Source organism: Pontibacter sp. HSC-14F20 (assembly GCF_019599265.1).
In the GTDB taxonomy this organism is placed as follows: Bacteria; Bacteroidota; Bacteroidia; order Cytophagales; family Hymenobacteraceae; genus Pontibacter.
On sequence record NZ_JAHZTC010000013.1, the window covers coordinates 116,559 to 138,716 of the forward strand.

General features: G+C 49.0%; 24 protein-coding genes. 15 read left to right on the forward strand and 9 right to left on the reverse strand.

Annotation, left to right across the window (positions count from 1 at the left end; all coding sequences use genetic code 11):
- Positions 1 to 34 precede the first annotated feature (34 nt).
- Positions 35 to 529, reverse strand: coding sequence for a DUF421 domain-containing protein (locus K3G39_RS13725; RefSeq protein WP_220626737.1), 495 nt, complete (start codon positions 527 to 529; stop codon positions 35 to 37).
- A 250-nt stretch (positions 530 to 779) separates the two neighbouring features.
- On the opposite strand from K3G39_RS13725, the gene K3G39_RS13730 reads away from it, so the two are divergent.
- Positions 780 to 1,631: an SDR family oxidoreductase gene (locus K3G39_RS13730; RefSeq protein ID WP_220626738.1), complete on the forward strand. Its 852-nt coding sequence runs from the start codon at positions 780 to 782 to the stop codon at positions 1,629 to 1,631.
- 57 nt (positions 1,632 to 1,688) lie between these two features.
- On the opposite strand, the gene ygiD is transcribed toward K3G39_RS13730, so the two are convergent.
- The 6 genes from ygiD to K3G39_RS13760 form a co-directional block, all read right to left on the reverse strand.
- Entirely contained in the window at positions 1,689 to 2,522 is an 834-nt protein-coding gene (gene ygiD, locus K3G39_RS13735) for a 4,5-DOPA dioxygenase extradiol (RefSeq protein ID WP_220626739.1), read from the reverse strand.
- A gap of 115 nt (positions 2,523 to 2,637) precedes the next feature.
- Positions 2,638 to 3,090, reverse strand: a complete 453-nt coding sequence (locus K3G39_RS13740; RefSeq protein WP_220626740.1) for a DoxX family protein — start codon at positions 3,088 to 3,090, stop codon at positions 2,638 to 2,640.
- Between the two features lie 21 nt (positions 3,091 to 3,111).
- A complete protein-coding gene (locus K3G39_RS13745; protein ID WP_220626741.1) occupies positions 3,112 to 3,684 on the reverse strand; it encodes a YceI family protein in 573 nt (190 codons plus the stop codon).
- A gap of 104 nt (positions 3,685 to 3,788) precedes the next feature.
- Positions 3,789 to 4,388 (reverse strand): NADPH-dependent F420 reductase, encoded by a 600-nt coding sequence (locus K3G39_RS13750; RefSeq protein ID WP_255594337.1) that lies wholly within the window; start codon positions 4,386 to 4,388, stop codon positions 3,789 to 3,791.
- A gap of 114 nt (positions 4,389 to 4,502) precedes the next feature.
- A complete protein-coding gene (locus K3G39_RS13755; protein ID WP_220626742.1) occupies positions 4,503 to 5,081 on the reverse strand; it encodes a Crp/Fnr family transcriptional regulator in 579 nt (192 codons plus the stop codon).
- Between the two features lie 97 nt (positions 5,082 to 5,178).
- A complete protein-coding gene (locus tag K3G39_RS13760) occupies positions 5,179 to 5,838 on the reverse strand; it encodes an NADPH-dependent FMN reductase (protein WP_220626743.1) in 660 nt (219 codons plus the stop codon).
- 311 nt (positions 5,839 to 6,149) lie between these two features.
- Between K3G39_RS13760 and K3G39_RS13765 the strand changes: the two genes are divergently transcribed.
- Positions 6,150 to 7,127: a ring-cleaving dioxygenase gene (locus K3G39_RS13765; RefSeq protein ID WP_220626744.1), complete on the forward strand. Its 978-nt coding sequence runs from the start codon at positions 6,150 to 6,152 to the stop codon at positions 7,125 to 7,127.
- A 545-nt stretch (positions 7,128 to 7,672) separates the two neighbouring features.
- Here the strand turns inward: K3G39_RS13765 and K3G39_RS13770 are convergent.
- On the reverse strand, positions 7,673 to 8,716 hold the full coding sequence (locus tag K3G39_RS13770; protein WP_220626745.1) for an LLM class flavin-dependent oxidoreductase: 1,044 nt from the start codon (positions 8,714 to 8,716) through the stop codon (positions 7,673 to 7,675).
- 120 nt (positions 8,717 to 8,836) lie between these two features.
- Between K3G39_RS13770 and K3G39_RS13775 the strand changes: the two genes are divergently transcribed.
- From K3G39_RS13775 to rclC, 10 genes are all read left to right on the forward strand, one after another.
- Complete coding sequence (locus K3G39_RS13775; protein ID WP_220626746.1) at positions 8,837 to 9,724, forward strand: helix-turn-helix domain-containing protein; 888 nt, start codon at positions 8,837 to 8,839, stop codon at positions 9,722 to 9,724.
- Positions 9,725 to 9,870: 146 nt separating this feature from the next.
- Positions 9,871 to 10,992 (forward strand): muconate/chloromuconate family cycloisomerase, encoded by a 1,122-nt coding sequence (locus tag K3G39_RS13780; protein WP_220626747.1) that lies wholly within the window; start codon positions 9,871 to 9,873, stop codon positions 10,990 to 10,992.
- Positions 10,993 to 10,995: 3 nt separating this feature from the next.
- Positions 10,996 to 11,292 (forward strand): muconolactone Delta-isomerase, encoded by a 297-nt coding sequence (catC, locus tag K3G39_RS13785; RefSeq protein ID WP_220626748.1) that lies wholly within the window; start codon positions 10,996 to 10,998, stop codon positions 11,290 to 11,292.
- Between the two features lie 56 nt (positions 11,293 to 11,348).
- Entirely contained in the window at positions 11,349 to 12,266 is a 918-nt protein-coding gene (gene catA, locus K3G39_RS13790; RefSeq protein ID WP_220626749.1) for a catechol 1,2-dioxygenase, read from the forward strand.
- Between the two features lie 19 nt (positions 12,267 to 12,285).
- Positions 12,286 to 13,095, forward strand: coding sequence for a 3-oxoadipate enol-lactonase (gene pcaD, locus K3G39_RS13795; protein WP_220626750.1), 810 nt, complete (start codon positions 12,286 to 12,288; stop codon positions 13,093 to 13,095).
- A 6-nt stretch (positions 13,096 to 13,101) separates the two neighbouring features.
- Complete coding sequence (locus K3G39_RS21080) at positions 13,102 to 14,454, forward strand: 3-oxoacid CoA-transferase (protein ID WP_220626751.1); 1,353 nt, start codon at positions 13,102 to 13,104, stop codon at positions 14,452 to 14,454.
- Positions 14,455 to 14,522: 68 nt separating this feature from the next.
- Entirely contained in the window at positions 14,523 to 15,731 is a 1,209-nt protein-coding gene (pcaF, locus tag K3G39_RS13805) for a 3-oxoadipyl-CoA thiolase (protein ID WP_220626752.1), read from the forward strand.
- Positions 15,732 to 15,761: 30 nt separating this feature from the next.
- Positions 15,762 to 16,295 carry a TetR/AcrR family transcriptional regulator gene (locus K3G39_RS13810; protein ID WP_220626753.1) on the forward strand — a complete coding sequence of 178 codons (534 nt, stop codon included), beginning with the start codon at positions 15,762 to 15,764 and terminating at the stop codon, positions 16,293 to 16,295.
- A 79-nt stretch (positions 16,296 to 16,374) separates the two neighbouring features.
- On the forward strand, positions 16,375 to 17,205 hold the full coding sequence (locus K3G39_RS13815; protein ID WP_220626754.1) for a helix-turn-helix domain-containing protein: 831 nt from the start codon (positions 16,375 to 16,377) through the stop codon (positions 17,203 to 17,205).
- A gap of 48 nt (positions 17,206 to 17,253) precedes the next feature.
- A complete protein-coding gene (gene rclC / locus K3G39_RS13820) occupies positions 17,254 to 17,862 on the forward strand; it encodes a reactive chlorine resistance membrane protein RclC (protein ID WP_220626755.1) in 609 nt (202 codons plus the stop codon).
- Positions 17,863 to 17,897: 35 nt separating this feature from the next.
- Here the strand turns inward: rclC and K3G39_RS13825 are convergent, their stop codons facing one another.
- Positions 17,898 to 18,755, reverse strand: a complete 858-nt coding sequence (locus K3G39_RS13825; RefSeq protein ID WP_220626756.1) for a DMT family transporter — start codon at positions 18,753 to 18,755, stop codon at positions 17,898 to 17,900.
- A gap of 529 nt (positions 18,756 to 19,284) precedes the next feature.
- Here K3G39_RS13825 and K3G39_RS13830 point away from each other — a divergent pair.
- The 3 genes from K3G39_RS13830 (at position 19,285) to K3G39_RS13840 (ending at position 22,037) form a co-directional block, all read left to right on the forward strand.
- A complete protein-coding gene (locus K3G39_RS13830; RefSeq protein WP_220626757.1) occupies positions 19,285 to 20,550 on the forward strand; it encodes an OmpA family protein in 1,266 nt (421 codons plus the stop codon).
- 290 nt (positions 20,551 to 20,840) lie between these two features.
- Positions 20,841 to 21,728: a site-specific integrase gene (locus K3G39_RS13835; RefSeq protein ID WP_220626758.1), complete on the forward strand. Its 888-nt coding sequence runs from the start codon at positions 20,841 to 20,843 to the stop codon at positions 21,726 to 21,728.
- A gap of 21 nt (positions 21,729 to 21,749) precedes the next feature.
- On the forward strand, positions 21,750 to 22,037 hold the full coding sequence (locus K3G39_RS13840) for a tyrosine-type recombinase/integrase (protein ID WP_220626759.1): 288 nt from the start codon (positions 21,750 to 21,752) through the stop codon (positions 22,035 to 22,037).
- Positions 22,038 to 22,158 lie beyond the last annotated feature (121 nt).

Genomic DNA, 22,158 nt, shown 5'->3' on the forward strand with positions numbered 1-22,158 from the left:
GACACTGAAAAGTAGCTTCAACATGGTCATCTTGTTAACGCTCGGATTTGATAAAGCTGATATGCCCATCTGATTCAACATGCGCTGCCTTAACTTCTTTTACATCTTCTATACCTTCTCTTCGCAGATGCTCCAACAGTTCTTCTTCTGTCAGAAACTCACGGCGCATGTTGCGGCGCAGCAGTTTGCCATCCTTTACCACGAGCAGCGGGGGGTAAGAGATGAGTTTTTCTACGAGTGAAGAGTGGTAGCTCAGCAGGTTAATACTATAGTTCAGGGCCATTAATGTCAGAATCACAAGGAAGCCTTCTGTGATGGAGGAATAGCCTCCGAGCGAGTGCGTTGTGGCCTCTGCAATGAGCACGACAAAAAGCAGGTCAATAGTGGCGAGCTCTCCCCCGGTCCTGCGTGGCACGATGCGCAGCAGCAACAGAATGCCCAGGTATAGGACCGAAGCTCTCAACACAAGTTCAAGCACAGGGGTTTCTGTTCTGAAGAGTTCAGCCAGATTTATTTGAAGTAACTCCATGTTAGTTAAATGTCTAAGTTTAAACGCTCTTGCCAGCAGCATCTGACACTTTATACCTACATCGCTTTATATCAGGGTCTCCTGGCAATTGCCTATGTACGGCAAATGAGGCAACCGGATGCTGTTGAAAGATTGGCAATGAGGTAGAGCCTGTATCAGGTAAAAACCTGTTAATCAATATTTATAGCAAGTACACTTTCTGAATTTTGGATTCTGCGTACAACAGAAATAAAACTAAAAAGCTATCAGCATGAAAATTGGAATAACCGGAGCTACCGGGCAGCTCGGCCGCCTTATTGTATCAAAATTGAAAGAGAAAGTAGCACCCGAAGATCTGGTTGCACTGGTACGCTCCCCACAAAAAGCAGCTGATCTGGGTATAGAAGCACGTGAGGCCCATTATGACGAGCCCGAAACTCTGAAAAGTGCTTTGCAAGGTATAGATACCCTGCTGCTGATATCGGGAAGTGAAGTAGGGAAGCGCGCCACGCAACACGGGCACATTATTGAGGCGGCTAAAGCAAGTGGCGTCAGGCGTATCGTTTATACCAGTCTGCTACATGCCGATACTACTTCGGTAAGTTTAGGTGTCGAACATCGCGCTACAGAAAAGGCCCTGAAGGATTCCGGAATTCCGCATACCATCCTGCGCAACGGCTGGTATACCGAAAACTATACCGGCTCTATACCGGGTGCCCTTGCTGGCGGTGCCTTTATTGGTAGCGCAGGAGAGGGTAGAATTTCTTCTGCCACACGTGCCGATTTTGCCGAGGCGGCAGTAGCCGTTCTGACCACCGAAGGGCATGATGAAAAAGTTTATGAACTGGCTGGCGATGAAGCCTATACCCTCAGCGAACTGGCAGCAGAAATATCGCGGCAGACAGGTAAAGAAATCCCTTACAGGAATTTACCTGAATCTGATTATGCGGCCGCGCTCACAGGTTTCGGTATACCCGAAGGTATGGCAAAAGCAATTGCCAACTGGGACGTTTCAGTAGCGCAGGACGATTTGTATGATGAGAGCCACCAACTCTCTAAACTGATCGGGCGACCTACAACGCCACTTTCTGTCGCTGTAAAGGATGCGCTAAAAGCGATTTAAAAAGCTTAATTCAGTAGAGCGAGCGGGTGCTATCTGCTATACCTTCGCTCTACTGAATTACCCGATCATCACCGAGGTCATGGTCAGGGAGCCGCCTACCACTTTGTCGTTAAAAAAGGAAACGTCGTCCTTGCTGCCTTTCAGGCCCAGGGTATAGAGGAGTGGCCAGTAGTGTTCCGGCGTAGGTATAGCCAGCATGGCTTCCCGACCCAGCTGCTCATACCTGATCAGCTTGTCGTGCTGCCCGTTTCGGATGAGGTCTTTAAAAGTGGTGTTCATCTGTACCGCCCAGTCAAAGCCAAACTCCGGCTCATTTATTTTATCCCAGGCCACCATGCGCAGGTTGTGTACCATGTTACCGCTGCCCACAATCAACACGCCTTTTTTACGCAGGCTGGTTAGCTCTTTTGATAGCTCATAATGATACTGCGGTCCTTTGGTATAGTCAATACTGAGCTGTAGTACAGGTATGTTAGCCTCGGGGTACATGTGCCGGATAATGGTCCAGGCGCCATGGTCGAGCCCCCAGTCGTGGTCCAGTTCCACTTCTGTGGATTGGATAATGGAAGCCGTTTCCTTTGCTAATTCCGGACTACCTGGTGCTTTATACTGTACATCAAACAACTCCTGCGGGAACCCCCCAAAATCATGAATAGTTTTAGGAAAATCCATGGCCGTAATACGGGTACCTTTGCTCAGCCAATGGGCCGATACTACCAGCACAGCTTTAGGTGTGGGTACTGCTTTAGCCAGATGCGTCCATTTCTGGCTGAATTCATTGTCCAGAATGCCATTCATGGGAGAGCCGTGGCCGATAAAAAGAACCGGCATCAGCAGCTCCTGCTCACTCAGGTTGTCTGTAAATCTATTGAATGCGGATAATGTCGTCATACCTGCTACTCCTGTTAAAAGTGTTTTAATAAAATGTTTCAGTTGCATGGCAGCTTGATTAATTTAAAGGTGCTTCCGGGAAATAGTACCCAGGAAGCACCCGTCAAAATTTAACTTACTGTACCGAAAATCTTTTGACGTAGGCCGGTTTCAGTACCCTTTGCAGCAGCAGGTAATCCAGAGAATACCTGCCGCTGCCTGCAAGCAGTAATGCAATATAAGGCATCAGGTATAGCAGCCCCAGTTCCTGCTTGGCAAACGGATCGGCACTGTGTACCAGGAACACCGCTACCAGCATGGTAATAATCAGGGGGAGGGTAGCCAGTCTGGTGCCCAAACCGATCAGGATCAGCAGCGAACAAATCACTTCGGCGAATACAGCCAGTATCAGTACGGCTGTAGCGCTCAACCCGAACAGGGCAGGGAACTGAACCGGACCTCCTGATAAAAGCATTTGCAGCTTTGGCCATCCGTGTCCGAGCATCAGGGTGGCTATACTTACCCGGGTTATCAGAAGCGCCACATCAATGCTGTTTGCGCTTTGGTACACGTTTAATAGCTTTCTCATAGCTGATTCGTACTTAATTTATTATTGGATAAACTCACCGTCTGCTTTGATGCGCACTTCGTCGCTGATCATCGGAGCCGGGAAACCGCTGCCTAGGTTAAAGTCAGAACGCTTGATGGTGCCCGTTACCTGGAAACCTGCTGTCTGCTTTTTGTTCATCGCGTTTTCTACTGTACCGTTGTATTTCATATCCATGGTCACTGGCTTGGTCACGCCGTTCAGGGTCAGGTTACCGGTCAGCTTGTAGTTATTTTTACCTGCTTGCTTGATAGAGGTGCTCTTAAAATTCATGGTCGGGAATTTCTCAACATTGAAAAAGTCCGGGCTCTTCAGGTGATTGTCTCTGTCCGTTACTCTTGTGTTAATAGAAGCTGTTTTGGCGGTCAACTCTACTACTGCGTCGCTGAAATCCGGCTTCGTGGAAGTGATTTTCACATCGAAGTCATTGAATGTGCCCGATACATCGGCAATGCCCAGGTGGGTTACCGTAAAGCCAAGTTGTGAGTGCGCGTCATCGTTCGTCCAGATAGCGTTCAGGTTTGTGAATGCCGTAAGTGACAGGAATGCGAATAAAATAAGGGATATTCTTTTCATAATAAGTGATTTAAAATAGTTATAAGAATTATAGTGTTGTGCTTATTGATGCAGGATTTTCCAGCCTGCCAGCCAATTATACCTGTGCCTCATGTTTAATTGAATCAGCACTGCTGCATACTTTCCAAAGTTCTGCTCACAGTAAGGCCGCCTGCTACAACTGGATTGAAACCGGCAGTTTCTACCAGTTCAGAAACGGTCTGCAACGCTTCCCCGTCATTGCCTGCGATGAACGCGTCAGCTCGTTTGCCATCGATCACCGGTGTGGCAAAGTCGGCGGCAAATGTGGTGTTGAAAGCTTTTACCACTTTGGAATTGGGTAGCAGTTTTTGCAGTTCCTCTGCCGCGCTGGTATCGGGTGCTGTTACCAAACCATCGTATGTGTCGTTAAGCGGATTGGCAATGCTGATGACGATCTTCTGCGTGGCAACTTCCCTGATTTTATCGGCCATTTCCTGCTCTGCTCCGAAAGGAATTGCTGCTATGATGATATCTGCCTCCCAGCAGGCTTCTCTGGTGCAATCAATCGCCTCCACCTCTGCAGTAGGGTAACTTTTTTTGATGTCCGCTGCTACAGCCTTCACTTTATCCAGGTCATTGGCGCAAAGCAGCAATCGGTAATTGCCCTTCGCCAGACTTTTGGATAAAGCAGACCCCATGCTTCCGGAGGCTCCTATGATCGCTATGGTTTGCATTGTCTTCATCGTTCTTACTAATTGACAATACAAAGGTACGACCACGCCAGGCCTCGCTGCATTGCGTGCGGTCAAGAAAAAGCATTGATCTAAATCAATGCTTTCAGGAAATGAGACAGGTTATTATTTGCTGGAGATCCGTTTCCTGATACGGCTCAGAGTCTCGGGGGTGAGGCCCATGTAGGAGGCGATCATGTGCTGGGGAACACGCTGAGCGATGTGCGGGTAGAGGGCAATGAAATCCTGGTAGCGCTCCTCTACAGAGGCACTGATAATGGAAGTCAGACGGCGCTGCATGGCCAGATAGGCGCCCGTAATATTGAGTCGGGTGAAGGTTTCATACTTGGGCATCGTCTGCAATAGCTCCTCGTGTGCAGATTTGCTGATGATTACCAGTTCCGAGTCTTCCAGGGCATCGATGTTGTAGGTGGCGGGCTCGCCTGTCAGGAAGCTGAACAGGTCTGAGATCGTCCACCCCTCCAAACCGAACTGGATGATGTGCTCGTTGCTGTTTTCGTCGACAGAGTAGGCGCGCAAAGCCCCTTTCTCCACAAAGGCAATCATTTTACAAACATCACCCTCCTGCAGCAGGTACTGCTTCTTCCTGATTTTTTTTAGAGTAAGGTAGGCTTTGATGTGCGCCTGTTCATCTTCTGTTAGCTGGACTTTGCTGTTAAAATGCTGAAAGAATAAGTTGTACATCCTCTCTTATATTAGGATAAGCTTGTAATCGGGTAAAAAGACTGCTCCAAGTGTAATTACTGGGTCGGAGCTCATACTTGTATCCAAGTTAGCAGTTTTATTCCACCCGCTCGGTTTCCTTCGTCGGTTTTTCGCCAAGAAATTCCACCCACGCTTTTTTGATACACGGATAGTGTTTAGATGCTTCCACCAAATTCATAAAGGCAACCAAGTTGTCTTCAAACCTTTTGGCCAGCGTCTCATTCTTCAGACTGCCATCCTCATTAAAAGCTTCATGGGCTGCAGCCAGGGAAAACATATCCGGATATACCCTGGTGCCGAGGTGCTCAAAAGGTACCCGCAGAGCCCAAAGTCCCCGGTTGCCGCCCGCCATGGACGGAGAAGCGGATAGCAGCAAAGCATGGTGCTGGTGGAAAGGCTGTGGCCGGAAACGGGAGGTCCAGTCAATGATATTCTTCAGATAGCCGGGCATGGATCCGTTGTATTCCGGCGAGGAAATTATAAAGGCATCGTTTGCCAGAATACGTTTCCGGAATTCTTCAGCACCTTCAGGATGATAATTATCTACTTCCAGGTCCTGATTAAACGTTGGGCAGTCAAAGTCGGCCATGTCGGCAAAGTCCACGGTGCCACCGTGTTTTTCAATAACCGTAGCGGCTAGTTTTGCCAGCCTGGTATTAAGGGAACCATTACGCAGCGAAGCGGAGAAAATCAGAAAACTGGTGTGCTCACGACTACTATGTTTTTGCTTTTCCATGTCAGTCCTTTGTTTTAAATTTTGGAAGCACTGCCTGTTGTTTTACATGCAGGCAAGCTTAGCTTTTACAGGTATAGGAGCAAGACGTGCGACCTTCATTTGTTAAACGATACGGCAGCAAAAAGTTATTGACAAGGTATGGCGGTTTTCAGATTTGCCTGAAGGTATACTCACTCGCTAAACCGGATATCAAATGCATGGCTTCCGTTGCAGACTTGATTTCAATGGGTATACCTGTTAGCCTGGTTATAAACGTATAGGTATACGTATATAACTTATACCTGTCTCAGTATCAATTAAGAGCAAGCAGCATGAACCAGCTGAAAGGAATACATCATGTCACAGCAATAGCCAGCAGTGCCGAGAAAATTTATGATTTCTTCACCAATGTACTGGGCATGCGCTTGGTGAAGAAAACAGTAAACCAGGATGATATTCAGACCTACCATTTGTTTTTTGCCGATGACAAAGGCAGCGCAGGCACCGATATGACTTTCTTTGATTTTCCGGGTATTCCGAAAGGTGTGCATGGGACAAATGAGATTGCCAAAACCTCTTTCCGGGTACCTAATGATGCGGCCCTGGCGTACTGGGAAAAGCGCTTTGATCGGCTAAAAGTAAAACACGCTGGCATCCAGAAGCAATTTGACAGGTATACGCTTTCCTTCGTTGATTTCGACGAGCAGCATTACCAGTTAATCTCAGATGAAAACAATACAGGTATAGCAGCAGGCACGCCCTGGCAACATGGGCCCGTTCCGCTGGAGTACGCCATTACGGGCCTGGGGCCAATCTTTATCCGGGTGGCGGACTTCGACTACTTTAAGGAAATGCTCGAAAAAGTGTTGTTGTTCAAAGAGACCGGGCAGGAGGGTGCATTTCATTTGTTTGAGGTAGGAGAGGGCGGAAACGGCGCATCCGTTATGGTAGAGCACAATACCAAAATGGCTGATGCCCGGCAGGGTTATGGCACGGTGCACCATGTCGCTTTCCGGGTGGCGGACCGCACAGCGCTCGAGGAGTGGATTGCCCGCATGGACGCCTTCGGATTCGCTACTTCGGGTTATGTCAACCGTCACTTCTTCGAGTCATTATATGTTAGGGTAACCCAGGAGATTTTATTTGAATTCGCCACCGATGGACCTGGTTTTATGGGCGATGAACCTTATGAAACACTGGGGGAGAAGCTGTCCCTGCCGCCGTTCCTGGAGCCCAAGCGCGAGACAATCGAAAAGTTGGTCCGTCCGATCGATACAACCAGAAGCACCCGCACATTCGCCAAAGAGTAGGGTGGCCTTTCTGCTTGATAGTCATAATGAAGGATGCATTTTAAACTGGCGCTTTTCAAAAATGCCATTGCCCAGTACGATGGTGAGATGATAGACACAGCCGGAGATGGGGCTGTATGCTGTTTTTGGGCTGAACAGTAAAATAAGGCAAGCAGCCGATTCGGTGGTGCTGACCGGCTTAAAAATTCTGGCAGATCTGAGAATCTTACAACACCTACTTACATCCTTACGTCAATCATACCTTTGAAATTGGAATAGGTGTGTATGTGGGAAAGGAGGTGGTAGGAAATGTAGGTATAGGGTTGAGCCACAACCTCACGGAGATTGATTTCCGGTTAACATAGCCGCACGGATACAGGCTGCCACCAAAGAACTGAACAACAACTTCCTGATTTCAGGCGTAACTTATCGTTTGCTTAAAAATCCACTTTATGCAGTTGGCTGCGATTGCCTGAATCTGAAGGGTGTCAGCACACCTTATGAAGTGAAACTGACCGGAAAGCCCTATGAAAAAAAAGGATACCGCGGTCCTCCCCGAAACGAGGTTATGACGTTGCCTTTGCCACAGCCTTTTTAACAGTCGGTGCCACCACCGTTCCAAGCAATTCTACGGCTCGCATCACGCTGGCGTGCGGTAACGTGCCCACGCTGATATGCAACAGGAAACGTGTATTGCCGAACAACTCATACTCATACAAAATCTTATCGATCACTTGCTGCGGGCTGCCTACCAGCAAAGAGCCAGTGGGACCGCGCATCGCTTCATAATGCTCCCTGTTCATATCTGACCAGCCCCGCTCGCGCCCGAGTTTACTCATGACATAGGCATAAGGGCCATAATAATTGTCAGCAGCCTTTTGCGCATCGTCCGCAATAAATCCATGCGAATTGATGGCCAGTTGAAGTTTAGCAGGGTCGTGTCCGGCTTTTTTGTAGGTCTCCTTGTACAAGTTAGTGAAGGGAACAAAGCGTTCCGGCTCGCCACCGATAATGGCCAGCGCCATGGGCAGGCCATGCGTAGCAGCCCGAATCACAGATTGCGGGGTGCCACCAACCGCCACCCAGATGGGCAGTTCTTGCTGGTACGGCCTTGGGTAAACGCCTCGGTTATCAATAGACGGCCGGTGTTTGCCTTCCCAGGTTATTTTCTCGCTTTTGTTAAGTGCGATCAGCAGCTCCAGCTTCTCTGAAAACAAGGTGTCGTAATCTTTCAGGTTGTTGCCAAAAAGCGGAAAAGACTCGATAAAAGAGCCGCGGCCAGCCATGATCTCCGCCCGGCCTTTGGACAATAGATCCACATGCGCAAAATCCTGAAAAACGCGAACAGGATCATCCGAACTTAACACCGTGACAGCGCTCGATAACTTTATATTTTTGGTTTTAACAGCGGCTGCCGCTAATACAACGGCCGGAGAAGAAACAATATAATCAGACCGGTGATGCTCTCCAATGGCAAAAACATCCAAACCAACCTGATCTGCCAATTCTATTTCTTCCATCAGGTTATGCATCCTTTCGTAAGGGTGAAGCAGTTTTCCGGTGGCAGGGTCCGGGGTATTCTCGACGAAGGTGGTTATTCCGATTTCCATAGTTCAGATTTCAACTGTCTCACACAAGGTATAAATTACGTAATCTAAACAAAATCTGAACGGCCCGACTTAAATTCATCTTTAAGTTGCTTCCTGTCGCGAAATATGCCAACTTAAAATATGCAGGGAAAACGATTTTACAAAGGACTTTACGGCACCAACACCATCGAATTTGCGAAAGGGCTGATTCATGTGTATCCTTTTGGGGAAATCGGGAAACAGCACCTTGGACAGGTAAAACTGCATGTGCACAATAATTTTCTGCAGGTTTTTCTCGTGCAGGATGGCCAGACTGAGTTTCACTATGGAACGGAAAAAGTGCTCGTGCAAGCCCCTGCTTTTATCGTTGTTCCAAAAAACATGGAGCACGGTTTTGTGCATCAGACAGATGTTTCCGGCTGGATCATCAACCTGGCTGACACGGTGCTGGAGCATATGTTGCAACGCGAAGCCGACGTGATCTTTGGCATGGAGGAAATCCATATTGTGTCTGTTACTGCAGAAGTGCCGGCTACTACCGAAGTATTCGGCATCATGCAAAAGTGCGTAGATGAATTCAACGGCCAGTTTCCCGGGCGGCTCTTAATGCTGCAGTACCTCGTCGGGCAGATGCTGGTGCAACTCTACCGCATTTCGCTGGGTGGCAAGCAAGCATTTTTTTCGTCTTCCAACATCAGCAAGGTATACTTTCGGCGGTTTCAGCAACTCATACGGGTAGAGGACTCCTACAAAAAGAGTGTCGAAGCGTACGCCCGCGACCTGTTTATCTCCACCGGCCACCTGAGCCGGATTTGCAGAAGTATTGCCGGTCAATCACCCAAAGACATCCTGATAGATTATTTCATCACCAAAGCCCAGCTGGCGCTCTCGGATGTAGACAGCAACATTTCCGATATCTCCTACACACTCGGTTTTGACGATCCCGCCTATTTTGCCCGACTTTTCAAAAAGAAAACCGGCCAAACCCCGCTCGAATTCCGCAAAATGATTGGCGTGAAGAAGCGCTAAGCCCCATCTGTTCGATTTGTCTTGTTTATAGCGCATTAGTCCTATCCGCGCGGCCTGGGTACGAGTACATTTGTATTGCTTAGTGAGTGGTTACTTGCCGAAGTAAGTACACGCTTATTTTAAGGTATACTCGTACACTTAACTAAATGAAAGACATACAGATAGAACGCATCGAGTCCGTCATCGTGGACTTGCCAACCATCCGCCCGCACCACTTGTCGATGGCCGTGATGCGCAACCAGGCCATGGTAATCGTGCGCCTGTTTTGCAGCGACGGCATCGAAGGTATAGGCGAGGCAACCACGATCGGCGGCCTGAGCTATGGGGATGAGTCGCCGGAAGGTATGAAGCTGACGCTGGACACCTACATTGCCCCCTTGCTACAAGGAAATTCAGCCCTGAGCATCAATGCCATTATGGCCCTGCTGGACTACAACATCAAAGGAAACAACTTTGTGAAGTCTGCTATTGAAACCGCGCTCCTGGACGCCCAAGGCAAACGACTCGGCGTTTCGGTAGCCACTTTGTTGGGCGGCGCTGTAACCAATACCCTGCCCGTGCTCTGGACGCTGGCCAGCGGCGATACCGAAAAGGATATAGAGGAGGCCCATGCGCTGTTGGAAGACGGGCGACACAACACGTTCAAGCTCAAAATCGGGCGCCACGACTGGAAAACTGATGTTCGTCATGTGAGTGCGATCAAACAAGCGGTGGGTCCGGATGTGAAAGTGACTGTCGACATCAACCAGGCCTGGACGGAAAGTGTCGCCAAACAAGGTATAGCGCTCCTGCAGGAGGTAGGCATCGATTTGATCGAGCAGCCCATTATTAAAATCAATTTCGACGGACTCGCCCGCCTGACACAATACTTTAAGGTGCCGATTATGGCCGACGAAGCAGCAGGCACGGTGTCTGATGCTTTTAAACTTGCCAAGATCGGCGGAGGTAGTGTCTTTGCCTTGAAAATCTCAAAAGCCGGTGGCCTCATCAACATCCAGAAACAGGCAGCTATTGCTCAGTCAGCAGGTATAAGCCTGTATGGCGGCACTATGCTGGAAGGTACGGTGGGCACGGTGGCTTCGGCGCAGGTTTTCAGCACACTGCCGCATCTCGACTGGGGCACCGAACTCTTCGGTCCGCTGCTGCTCACCGAAGATATTGTTAAAACCAGAGTGACTTACCGCAACACCATCATGGAAATTCCCCAGGGCCCGGGGCTAGGTATAGAACTGGATATGAATCAGGTAGAAAAATTCAAAAGAAAATAAGCTATGCTATTTCACGTGCACATGATAGTGAACATCCCGCTGGATTTAGATAAAGTCTATGTAGAGGATTTAAAGGCAAAAGAGAAAGCGCTCGCGCAGGATCTGCAGCGGCAGGGCAAATGGACCCACATCTGGCGTATTGCCGGACAGTATGCCAACATCAGCATTTTTAATGTGGCCAGCGCCGGTGAACTGCACGACATCCTAATGTCGCTCCCGCTATACCCGTTCATGCAGGTGGAAGTAACGGCCCTCTGCCAGCACTACTCTTCTGTCAAAAACGAGGAGGAAGCCCACTAAAAACCCGCCTTATACCTTAAAAAGCAAATCAACCTAAACCTTAGCATAAACTAACCATGGAAAGACATCAAATAGACGCTGTTGTTGAGAAAATCAAATCAACAGAAGCACCCGGACAAGGCACAGAACGCATCAAAGAGATTGTAAACCGCCTCACCACCGACCTTTTTTACGCTATCGAAGACCTGGACATTCAGCCGGAAGAGATCTGGAAGGCAGTAGATTGGCTGACCACCACCGGCCGGAACAACGAATGGGGTTTGGTCGTAGCCGGTATCGGGCTGGAGCATTTCCTGGACCTGCGTATGGACGAAGCCGAAGCCAAAGCAGGTATAACAGGCGGCACCCCAAGAACAATCGAAGGTCCGCTGTACGTACCCGGTTCACCGGAATCAGTAGGCTATGCCGAGCTCGAAACAGAGGCAGAAGTAGGGGGCGAGCGACTCTATATGCAAGGCCAGGTGCGCGATGAAAGCGGAAATCCGGTGCCGAATGCTAAAGTGGAGGTATGGCATTGCAACCTGAGAGGTATGTATTCTATATTCGACTCATCGCAGCCGCCATTCAACCTGCGCCGCGCCATCATCACCGACGAAAGTGGCAGGTATAAGTTCAAGAGCATCATGCCGGTCGGCTACAGTTGTCCTCCGGGCGGCGCGACTGACCAGCTGCTCAAAGCGATTGGCCGCCACGGTAGCCGTCCTGCCCACATCCACTTTTTTGTGACAGCGCCAGGGCATCGCAAACTCACCACGCAAATCAATATTGAAGGCGATCCGCTGATCTGGGATGACTTTGCCTTTGCTTCACGCGAAGAACTGGTGCCGCACATCACACGCTATTCTGCTGCCGAAGCGAAAGAGAAATTCAACATCGAAGAGCCTTTTGCTTCCATTGATTTTGATTTTGAGGTACACAAAGAGCGCGAAGGAATATTTGCGGCAGAGATTGAACGCACCCACGGACCACGCTAAAAACCTAAGCCCGAACCAGATGCCTACTTTAAAAATTGCCGGAAACGACTGCTTCTATACCTATGAAAACCTGGGGCACGATAATACCATCGTTTTCTCCAACTCGCTGGGTACCGACCTGACCATGTGGGATAAAGTTGTGCATATCCTGCGGAAGCACCTCAATATTCTACGCTACGATACCCGCGGACACGGCCAGAGTTCTATCAGTGCTGATACAGTCACAGTAGCGGAATTGGGCCAGGATGTTATCGGCTTGCTGGACCATCTAGGTATAGGTAAGGTATACTTCTGCGGTTTGTCGATGGGCGGTCTGATTGGGCAGTGGTTAGGTATAAATCATCCGGATCGGTTCAAGAAAATCATCATTGCCAACACGGCTGCGAAGATTGGAACGGCCGAAGGCTGGAACACGCGCATCGCACAGGTGAAAGAACGCGGATTGCAAAGTTTACTCGATGGTACGGCTCAACGCTGGTTTACGCCAGCCTTCAGGCAGGCGCATCCGGATGTAGTTCGTGATGTGCTGGAAAAATTCGGCCATACCGCCCTGCAGGGCTACATCGCCAACTGCACCGCCGTGCGCGACGCGGATTTCCGGAAAGAGCTGTCGAAACTGAAAGTGCCAACGCTGGTGATTAGTGGCACCATCGACGAAGTGACCACACCCGTAGATGGCGAATTTCTGGCGGCCGGCATTCCGCGCTCCCGGCATGTGCAATTAGAGGCCAATCACCTTTCCAGCGTAGAATTGCCAGCTGAGTTTGCCAAAAACGTGCTGTACGCCGTCAAGAACGAAGGCGACTTTTATTTAAGAATTTACCAATGATACAATATGAAATCGGTACCACAGATTAGCCTTGAAGAAGCGGTTGCTTTGGTTAAGGACGGGGATATATTGCTGCAGGGCGGCTTCGGGATGACGGGTAATCCGGTGCACCTGATGCACGCACTGGCCGAAACCGGAACAAAAGACTTGACTTTCATTGGCAACAATGTTGGCGAGGCAGGTATAGGCGGTGGCAAATTGCTGCGTAACGGGCAAATCAAGAAGATGATCGGCTCTTTCTTTACCAGTAATCCGGAAGCGGTGAAAGCGGCACAGGATGGTCAGGTAGAATACGAATTACTGCCGCAAGGCACACTGGCCGAAGCCATTCGCGCTGGCGGCGCAGGTATAGGCGGTTTCTATACGCCAACCTCGGCCGGTACCGAACTGGCAAAAGGCCGGGAAACAAAAGTGATACAGGGTAAAGAACAGGTATACGTGGAGGGTATCCGGGGTAATGTGGCCTTTGTGCGTGCCTGGAAAGCCGATATGGCCGGTAACCTGAGCTACCGCATGACAGAGCAGAACTTTAACCGTGCCATGGCAACTGCGGCCGATATCGTGATAGCGGAAGTGGAAGAAATTGTGCCGGTAGGCGAGATTGCGCCAGAGCATGTGCACACACCGGGCTCTTATGTAAATTACCTTGTACAGGCAACGTTGACCACAGAAGACCTGGGTTCCTCGGCCTCAGTCTCATCTTCGCGGAAGGTAAGCGAGACACGCATGAACATGGCCAAACGCGCCTTGCAGGAACTCAAAAAAGGGGACGTGGTGAACTTAGGTATAGGTATACCTACTTTGGTGGCCGATTTGATAACACCGGAAGACGGGATTGTGATGCACACCGAAAATGGCATGCTGGGCGTTGGTCCGTCGCCAAAAGATGGTGGTGGCGCGATGGATTACCCGGTGAATGCGGGAAAAATTCCGGTTACGGCGCTTCCGGGCTCCAGTTACTTCGACAGTGCCGATTCCTTTGCCATGATTCGTGGCAAACACGTGGACATTGCCGTGATGGGTGGTCTGGAAGTAGACGAACAGGCCAATCTGGCGAACTGGGCTGTGCCAGGTCAGCCTTTACTGGGCGTAGGTGGTGCCATGGACCTGGCATCAGGTGCCAAAACGCTCATCATTACAATGACCCACACAAACAAAGACGGCTCGGCAAAAGTTGTTCCGACCTGTGCTTTGCCACTAACTGCCCTGAAAGCGGTGGATATGATCATCACAGACCTGGCAGTGTTCCGGTTTATCGACGGGCAACTGACATTGACAGAGCTGATGCCGGGGGCGACTTTGGAAGAGGTGCGGGCAAAGACAACCGCAAAATTCAAAGAAGCGCTTACAGCAAAATAGCTACTTCCGCGACTCGATTTACCTGACGAAGCTGAGAAGAAAGAAAATAAGTAAAACTTACTAAAGTCATGAGCAAAGAAGCCTATATCATAGATGGGATCAGAACGCCAATCGGGAACCTAGGCGGGGCACTTTCGCCTGTCCGTACCGATGACCTGGCGGCGCTGGTCATTAAAGAGTTGATTTCCCGAAATCCAGGTATACCGAAAAACGCTGTGGATGATGTGATACTCGGTTGCCATAACCAGGCCGGCGAAGACAACCGCAATGTGGCCCGCATGGCTGGTCTGTTGGCTGGTCTGCCGGTTACGGTGCCCGGCGAAACGGTAAACCGCTTGTGTTCTTCAGGTATGTCGGCTATTATGCATGCGGCCCGGGCTATCAGGGCAGGCGATGGTGATGTGTTTATTGCCGGTGGAGTAGAGCACATGACGCGTGGTCCGCTGGTCGTTTCCAAACCCAGCAAAGCCTTCGGCACCGATTCCCAGATGCATGATTCGAGTTTTGGCTGGCGCTTCGTCAATCCTAAAATGAAGGAAATATACGGCGTAGATCCGATGGGCATCACGGCGGAGAACCTGGCTGAGATGTACCAGATTTCCCGTGAAGACCAGGATAAATTCTCTTATCACTCACAAATGAAGGCCACAAAAGCGCAGGAAAAAGGAATACTAGCAGAAGAGATCATACCCGTCACGATTCCACAGCGCAAAGGCGAACCGGTGGTTGTGTCGAAAGATGAATTTGTGCGGCCCAATACGACCCTGGAAACACTGGCTAAACTGAAGCCGGCTTTTAAAGCAGGGGGCACCGTAACAGCAGGCAATGCTTCTGGCTTAAACGACGGTGCGGCCGCTACTTACGTGGTTTCCGGAGAAGCCCTGGAAAAGTATAACCTGACACCTCTGGCCCGTATTGTAAGTTCGGCGGTAGTTGGCGTAGAGCCCCGCATCATGGGCATCGGCCCTGTGCCCGCCACCGAAAAGGCCTTACAGAAAGCCGGTCTCCGACTCGAGGACATGGACATCATTGAACTGAACGAAGCCTTTGCCGCGCAAAGCCTGGCCTGCACAAGAGCCCTGGGGCTGGCTGATGACGATGCCCGCGTAAACGTGAATGGGGGCGCCGTTGCCCTGGGCCATCCGCTGGGTATGTCAGGGACGCGCATCGTGTATAGTGCCGCTCTTTCCCTGAAAAGACAGCAGAAGCGCTATGCGCTGGCTACCATGTGCGTTGGAGTAGGGCAGGGCTATGCGGTTATTCTGGAAAGAGTATAGTGCTGCTCTGCTGTTTTTTAGACTGAAGAGATGAGCAAGAAAGAAGCAATACTGGATGCGGCTCTGAAGCTTTTCACGGAGAATGGGGTTCGGGCCACTTCCACCAAATCAATCGCTTCAGAAGCCAACACATCTGAAGCGCTGATCTTTAAGCACTATGGCACAAAAGACCATTTGCTGGAGACCATCATTAAAAAAGCATACCAGACAGCCGTTTCCGAGACCAGTCTATACCTGAAAGGCCTCTCAGAGAGCGCCTATATCAGCAGCATGATTGAGTTGCCGATACAACTCACACGCTCCAACCCTGATTTCTGGCGCATGCAGTACAAGATCATAGCGCTCAACCCCATTTCGTCACGCTACCACGACAACTTTATGCGGCCCTGCCAGCTCAGGCTGACAGAGTGTTTCAAAGTGCTAGGGTATAGCAACCCTGAACTGGAAGCCGAGTTGTTGCTGGTTCACATCGATGGCGTCTGGAAATACCTGGCTGCCCATCAGCCTGATATCGCTAAAGAAAAGGCGCTTGTTAAGCTGATGAAGCATAAGTATAAGTTATAAAGCTAACAAGTACTGGTGCTGGGAAATCCTTTGATGATGGGCTCATACCTTAATAAATTTGGTTATACCTTTGAAAGATATGGTAGCATTCCACGATTTATTTCAGTTGCAAATACTCAGTCGTACCCATTTCAGGCAACGGCAGGCAACGGAACGCTACCATATTATGCTGCTGGAAGGAGAGGGAGTGATCAGCATCGATTTTACTGAATATGCTTTTAATGGCCCGATTGCCTTGTTCACGTCCCCTTACCAGCACATTAGCCTGGAGAGCACTTCTGACTTCAGTATAAAGCAACTGGCTTTCCATGGCGATTTCTACTGCATCGAGTACCACAAAAACGAAGTGGCCTGCAACGGGCTGTTGTTCAATAACATCTACAGGCAGCCTTTCATCTACTTACCTGATGACGAGTTGGATTTCATCTTCGACAAACTCAACTGTGAGCTTGAAAAATGGGATGCCCATTCAGAACCGATTCTCAGAACCTATCTGCAGCTGATGCTGGCTATTTCGAGTAAGATCAAAAAGCTGGATCAGCAGATATCAGCCAGCCCCATACCTCATCCGCTCGACAAGTTCAGGGAGCTACTGGAACAGAACTACCTGGAACACCGTGATACAGCATTTTACGCCACCCAAATGGCCGTGTCGGCGAATGCTTTCACCAAAAAGATTAAAACGCATTTTGGTAAGCCTCCTTCTCAGCTAATACAGGAAAGGGTGATGCTGGAAGCCAAGAAACAATTACATCTTACCCATAAAAGCATTAAAGAAGTTGCCGCCGCCCTGCAGTTTGATGACGAACACTACTTCAGCCGTTTTTTCAAGAAGCACGCGGGCGTGTCGCCAACCACGTTCCGGGAGAAGGTAGGTATCTCAATTGTGGCAGACCTGTCCATGGAATAGCAATATCTGTCCATTTACTTCTGCTGACAGAAAGGATAGTTTTGCACTATGAAAGATACACTACAGCCTGTGCTGGAGCTGCTGGCCGGTTCACAGCGCTATTTCATTCATTTTGCAAGGATTTCCATCTTCATTGTGATGGCCTGGATAGGAGGACTAAAAGTGTTCCAGTACGAAGCTGACGGCATTGTTCCCTTTGTTGCAAACAGTCCTGTCATGAGTTTTTTCTATACCAAAGCAGCCCCTGATTACCAAAGCTACAAAAACAAGGAAGGAGAAGTCGTGGGGCGGAACATTGCCTGGCATCAGGAAAACGGAACGTATATCTTCTCTTATGCTTTGGGCGCGGTGATCGTAGGCATTGGGTTGCTGACATTGCTGGGCATCTTCCATGCAAAGCTGGGCTTAATCGGAGGCCTGCTCACGTTTGTCATGTCGCTCGTTACACTTTCCTTTCTCATCACCACGCCCGAGGTATACGTACCTGACCTTGGCGGGCCTGACCATGGTTTTCCCTATTTATCAGGCGCGGGTAGGCTGGTTATTAAAGATATCATTATGATGGCCGCCGGGCTGATGGTGAGTTCGGATGCAGCCCGGGAGTTGCTGGAGGAAAAAAGGAAACAGAGCCTGCAAGTTCAGGTTTATAAGGTATAGAACAGCCAATTAATCGTTGGGCAGCTGCCGGTTTATCAGGCCTTCCTTGAAAAGTAAGTAGCTCCCACACTTGCCGCAATAACACAGCTGATAGATGCCCACTGTGTCAGGCTCAGGTATTCTTCCAGAAACAACAACCCGGAGAGAGCGGCAAAAGCCGGATGCAGACTCATCAGGATGCCAAAGGTTTTGGGAGGAAGTTGCCGCAATGCGCTTATTTCCAACGTGTAAGGTATAGCACTGGTCAGGAGCGCAACAGCCAGCCCGATTAAGAGCAGCTCCCCGTTTAGAGCGGCTAAGTCACCACTGAAAATACCGATAGGCAGTACAAAAATGGTGGCAAAGAGCATTCCTATACCTACCGCATCGCCGCCTTCCATCACTTTCGAAACCTTCCCGCCCAGTACAATATAACCAGCCCACAGTGCTCCGGCTCCTATCGCCAGCAAAGCGCCTATTAAGTCCACATTATTGTTTTGCCAGGGAGCAATCAGGGCTATTCCTATACCTGCCAGCAGCACCCAAAGCAGATCCAGCAGTTTTCTTGAACCCAGCAAGGCCAGTACAAGGGGACCTGTAAACTCAAGGGTAACACCCAGACCCAGCGGTATACGCTTGATGGCAAAGTAGAAAACCAGGTTCATGGCACCCAGGCAGGTGCCGTAAGCCAGGCAGTACAACCATTGCTGCCTGGTTACTTTAAAGAGGTTGGTTCTAAAGACAGCCAGTAAGATTAGTGTAGCAAAGCCGATCCGCAACGAGGCCGTACCACTGGCGCCTAAAACCGGAAACAGGTGCTTGGCAATAGAAGCCCCGCCCTGCACACTGATCATGGCCAGCAGAACGGCAGGTATAGCCGGTATCAGTATTTTCTTATTTGATAAGTTTATCACTGTTCAGATTATATCAAATGCAATTAGACTTCAATGGAAAACCTTGTAAGCCGACGGCCCGCAAAACAACCTTAACCTCCGGGTTAGCTACTCCAAAGTATGGATAGGCTGAGAAAGCCAGGTATATTCAGAAGGCCAAAATCCTCCACATCTATTTCCGCATACAATATTAAGCAGAGGTGATATCAGATTTTCTTTTTCCTCGGAATTTATTGACCTGCCACGCTAAGAACTGCCAAAAGCACCTCATCATTCCTTCAACAGACTTAATTGAATTAAAGTGGTACAATGCTTCATTTAAATAGCTTGGGTGTCTGGAGTCTCTATACCTTTCCCGACGTTTACTTTCACATGATTTGTGTTACAGGTATAGCCGTGCCCAGCATATGATCAATTATTAGTTATTGAGTCTTAATTACCAGGTAATGAATTAGTTGTAATAGGTAGCCTTTGGAATGTATTGCAACTAAATAGGATGAAGTTGGTATATATAATGATTGGTTTTTTGTAAAACTTAAATGAAAAATATATGGCAGATTTGCTCGAGTCGTTGCGCGGATTTATATCCCCGGACCTCATATCAAGAACCAGCAGCGAGTTAGGCGAGAGTGAGCCTGCAACTGCAAAAGCGTTTGGCGGTATATTACCTGCCTTGTTAGGTGGTTTGGTCAACCGCACGTCCGACCCGGGCGCCATGGGGTCTATCTATAACCTGATCCGGGGGAGTGACAGCGGGTTATTATCAAATGTTGCCAACACTATGCCGGGAGCTCCCGGAAGCACTATGCCCGCCGGTAACCAGTTCCTGTCCGAGATATTTGGCAATAACCTGGGAGGAGTCAGCAATACGCTCAGTAATTTTGCTGGTATAAAGTCTACATCGGTGTCTGCCATACTTGGTTATCTGGCTCCTTTAGTGTTAGGCTTTCTGGGAAAAAAGACCCACGATGAAGAACTAGACGAAGCCGGGTTAAGCAGCTACCTCAACAGCCAGAAATCAAGTATAATGAGTGCGCTTCCTGCTGGTTTAGGTAGCATTCTGGGCTTAGGAGGTGCAGGAGCCGCCGCTGCTGCAGCTGCACCAAAATTTGAGCGACCAGTACAGGCACCTGCTGCCGAAAGAGTGCCTCCTGCAGCTGCTGCACCTGCCAGGAAAACGAACTGGTTTTTGCCCTTGCTGTTAGGTATAGGAGCATTGCTGCTGGTTTTGTTCGGACTCCGAAATTGTGATGATGATAAGGACACAAATGTTGATACAGTGACTACGGAGCCTGTAACCACACAAGAAACAACTGTTACGACGGATGAAGATACTGCCATGGCAGTTGATGGGAACGCTGCATTTACAGAAAGGGAGATTCCGGGAGGTGTTGTGCTTAACATTCCTCCAAATGGTATCGAAAGTAAGCTGGTTGCATTTATTGAGGACGAGAATAAGGCGCCCGATAAAACAAGCTGGTTCAGTTTCGATCGCTTGCACTTTGACACCGGTAGCGCCCGCATAAAACCTGAATCGCAGGAGCAGATTGACAATATCGCGAAGGTACTAAAAGCCTATCCACAGGTTAACATTAAAATAGGAGGCTATACTGATAATGTAGGCCAACCAGCGGCTAACCTCAAACTTTCGCAGGAAAGAGCACAGGCTGTGATGGCTGCTATTCAGAAATTAGGTATAGATGCCAGCCGTCTGGACGCAGAAGGGTATGGCGAGCAGCACCCTGTTGCAGACAATACCACAGAGCAGGGCCGTGCCCAGAACCGGCGTATCGATGTATTAGTAACTAAGAAATAAGTTACCGTAAATCAACTTATTAAGCATTGGCATAACATAAAAAAGCTGCTCCATCTGATATGAAGCGGCTTTTTTACTGTAGTAGTCCGTAGGGAAACACAATATGCTAAAAACAACTAACAACAACTTAAAAAACCTTGTCTGGAGCATTTAAATGCACTTTGTGTTAGGTGTTGCTAGGTCATTTAAGGTGGTGTTAAAATATATTTTGTTACTTTTTTGTTACTCTCAATTGCTTTTGGTACGTTTGATCGTCTGCAAAAAAGACTGAAAATAATCCAACGATAACAATGGCAAATCCCTCTACTGCAACAGCCCCTGAGAAGGCTTCCAAGACCCGTGTGCTTGTCAAAGGAAAGCTGGTCAAGCTCCGTGCCCGTCAATTGCCAGCGGGTGGCGAATCGCTTTATTTAGATTATAACCACAACGGCAAACGCAAGTACGACTTCTTAGGTATCCACCTGCTCGAGACTCCTAAAACAAGTCTGGAGCGGCAGCAAAACAAAGATAATCAATTACTGGCCGAACGCATGCGCTCCGAGCGGGAATTGGACCTATCTAAAAACACGCTGATCGTAAAAGCGTCGGTGCAGCGCAAAGCTAACTTTCTTTTGTACCTGGATGAATTCACAGAAGCCTATCCTAAAAAGGATGCCCGGGTGATCAAGGCCATGGCCACCAAGTTCAAAAAGTTTATTGGCGAGCCGGAGCTGCTGCCCTTCTCAGATGTGACGGTGCGGTTATGCCAGCGCTTTCGCATGCACCTGGACCAGACGTGCTCAGGCTCTACGCCCTATAACTACTTTAAAAAATTCCGCAAAGTCTTAAAGCAAGCCATGAAAGACGGCATCATCGGGCAGAACCCGGCTGAAGATGTAGAGAACCGGTATGTAGAAGGAATTGAGAAAGCGGTGCTGACCACACAGGAGATACAGAAAATGGCTAATGTGGAGTGTTACCTTCCAGAAGTAAAGCGCGCCTTTCTCTTTAGCTGCGTGACAGGCCTTAGGTTTTGCGATGTGAACGAGCTGGAATGGAAGTCTATCTCGGGCAATGTGATGCGGGTAAAGCAGCAGAAGACAAGCAAAGATGTGGTCGTAAACCTGAACACCACAGCCATGAAGCTGTTAGGAGAGCGGCCCAAACCCACAGTGAAGGTGACAGGCAAAAAAGCTTGAAAAGACGCCAGTAAAGAACCCGTGAAAGAAACCAGTCCGGTTAATCAGAAAATCTTTAACCTTCCCTCAAGCAACACATGTGGCAAGCATTTACAAAATTGGGCAGACAAAGCAGAAATTCATAAGAAAGTAACCTGGCACTGCGCACGCCACTCGTTTGGCACCAACCTGCTGATTACGGGGGCGGATGTGCGCTCTGTTTCGGGCCTTCTTGGGCACTCAAGCCTTGTTGAAACGCAAAAGTATGTCAGACTGGTAGAGTCCCTGAAAGAAAAAGCAGTAGATAACCTGCCTGAGATTGTGTTTTAAAGAACAGCTATTTTTCTCATTGACTTGTGAGCCTAACCGATACTTCGGTTAGGCTTTTTTTATTTTCAGGCATACAGCAGGCTAGGCTAAGTCAGGATGTGTTAAAATAGGATATAAATAA

Bases quoted from the DNA above. Each gene is read 5' to 3' on its own strand.
- K3G39_RS13725 (WP_220626737.1), bottom strand. From the start codon at position 529: ATGGAGTTACTTCAAATAAATCTGGCTGAACTCTTCAGAACAGAAACC.
- K3G39_RS13730 (WP_220626738.1), top strand. From the start codon at position 780: ATGAAAATTGGAATAACCGGAGCTACCGGGCAGCTCGGCCGCCTTATT.
- ygiD (WP_220626739.1), bottom strand. From the start codon at position 2,522: ATGACGACATTATCCGCATTCAATAGATTTACAGACAACCTGAGTGAG.
- K3G39_RS13740 (WP_220626740.1), bottom strand. From the start codon at position 3,090: ATGAGAAAGCTATTAAACGTGTACCAAAGCGCAAACAGCATTGATGTG.
- K3G39_RS13745 (WP_220626741.1), bottom strand. From the start codon at position 3,684: ATGAAAAGAATATCCCTTATTTTATTCGCATTCCTGTCACTTACGGCA.
- K3G39_RS13750 (WP_255594337.1), bottom strand. From the start codon at position 4,388: ATGAAGACAATGCAAACCATAGCGATCATAGGAGCCTCCGGAAGCATG.
- K3G39_RS13755 (WP_220626742.1), bottom strand. From the start codon at position 5,081: ATGTACAACTTATTCTTTCAGCATTTTAACAGCAAAGTCCAGCTAACA.
- K3G39_RS13760 (WP_220626743.1), bottom strand. From the start codon at position 5,838: ATGGAAAAGCAAAAACATAGTAGTCGTGAGCACACCAGTTTTCTGATT.
- K3G39_RS13765 (WP_220626744.1), top strand. From the start codon at position 6,150: ATGAACCAGCTGAAAGGAATACATCATGTCACAGCAATAGCCAGCAGT.
- K3G39_RS13770 (WP_220626745.1), bottom strand. From the start codon at position 8,716: ATGGAAATCGGAATAACCACCTTCGTCGAGAATACCCCGGACCCTGCC.
- K3G39_RS13775 (WP_220626746.1), top strand. From the start codon at position 8,837: ATGCAGGGAAAACGATTTTACAAAGGACTTTACGGCACCAACACCATC.
- K3G39_RS13780 (WP_220626747.1), top strand. From the start codon at position 9,871: ATGAAAGACATACAGATAGAACGCATCGAGTCCGTCATCGTGGACTTG.
- catC (WP_220626748.1), top strand. From the start codon at position 10,996: ATGCTATTTCACGTGCACATGATAGTGAACATCCCGCTGGATTTAGAT.
- catA (WP_220626749.1), top strand. From the start codon at position 11,349: ATGGAAAGACATCAAATAGACGCTGTTGTTGAGAAAATCAAATCAACA.
- pcaD (WP_220626750.1), top strand. From the start codon at position 12,286: ATGCCTACTTTAAAAATTGCCGGAAACGACTGCTTCTATACCTATGAA.
- K3G39_RS21080 (WP_220626751.1), top strand. From the start codon at position 13,102: ATGAAATCGGTACCACAGATTAGCCTTGAAGAAGCGGTTGCTTTGGTT.
- pcaF (WP_220626752.1), top strand. From the start codon at position 14,523: ATGAGCAAAGAAGCCTATATCATAGATGGGATCAGAACGCCAATCGGG.
- K3G39_RS13810 (WP_220626753.1), top strand. From the start codon at position 15,762: ATGAGCAAGAAAGAAGCAATACTGGATGCGGCTCTGAAGCTTTTCACG.
- K3G39_RS13815 (WP_220626754.1), top strand. From the start codon at position 16,375: ATGGTAGCATTCCACGATTTATTTCAGTTGCAAATACTCAGTCGTACC.
- rclC (WP_220626755.1), top strand. From the start codon at position 17,254: ATGAAAGATACACTACAGCCTGTGCTGGAGCTGCTGGCCGGTTCACAG.
- K3G39_RS13830 (WP_220626757.1), top strand. From the start codon at position 19,285: ATGGCAGATTTGCTCGAGTCGTTGCGCGGATTTATATCCCCGGACCTC.
- K3G39_RS13835 (WP_220626758.1), top strand. From the start codon at position 20,841: ATGGCAAATCCCTCTACTGCAACAGCCCCTGAGAAGGCTTCCAAGACC.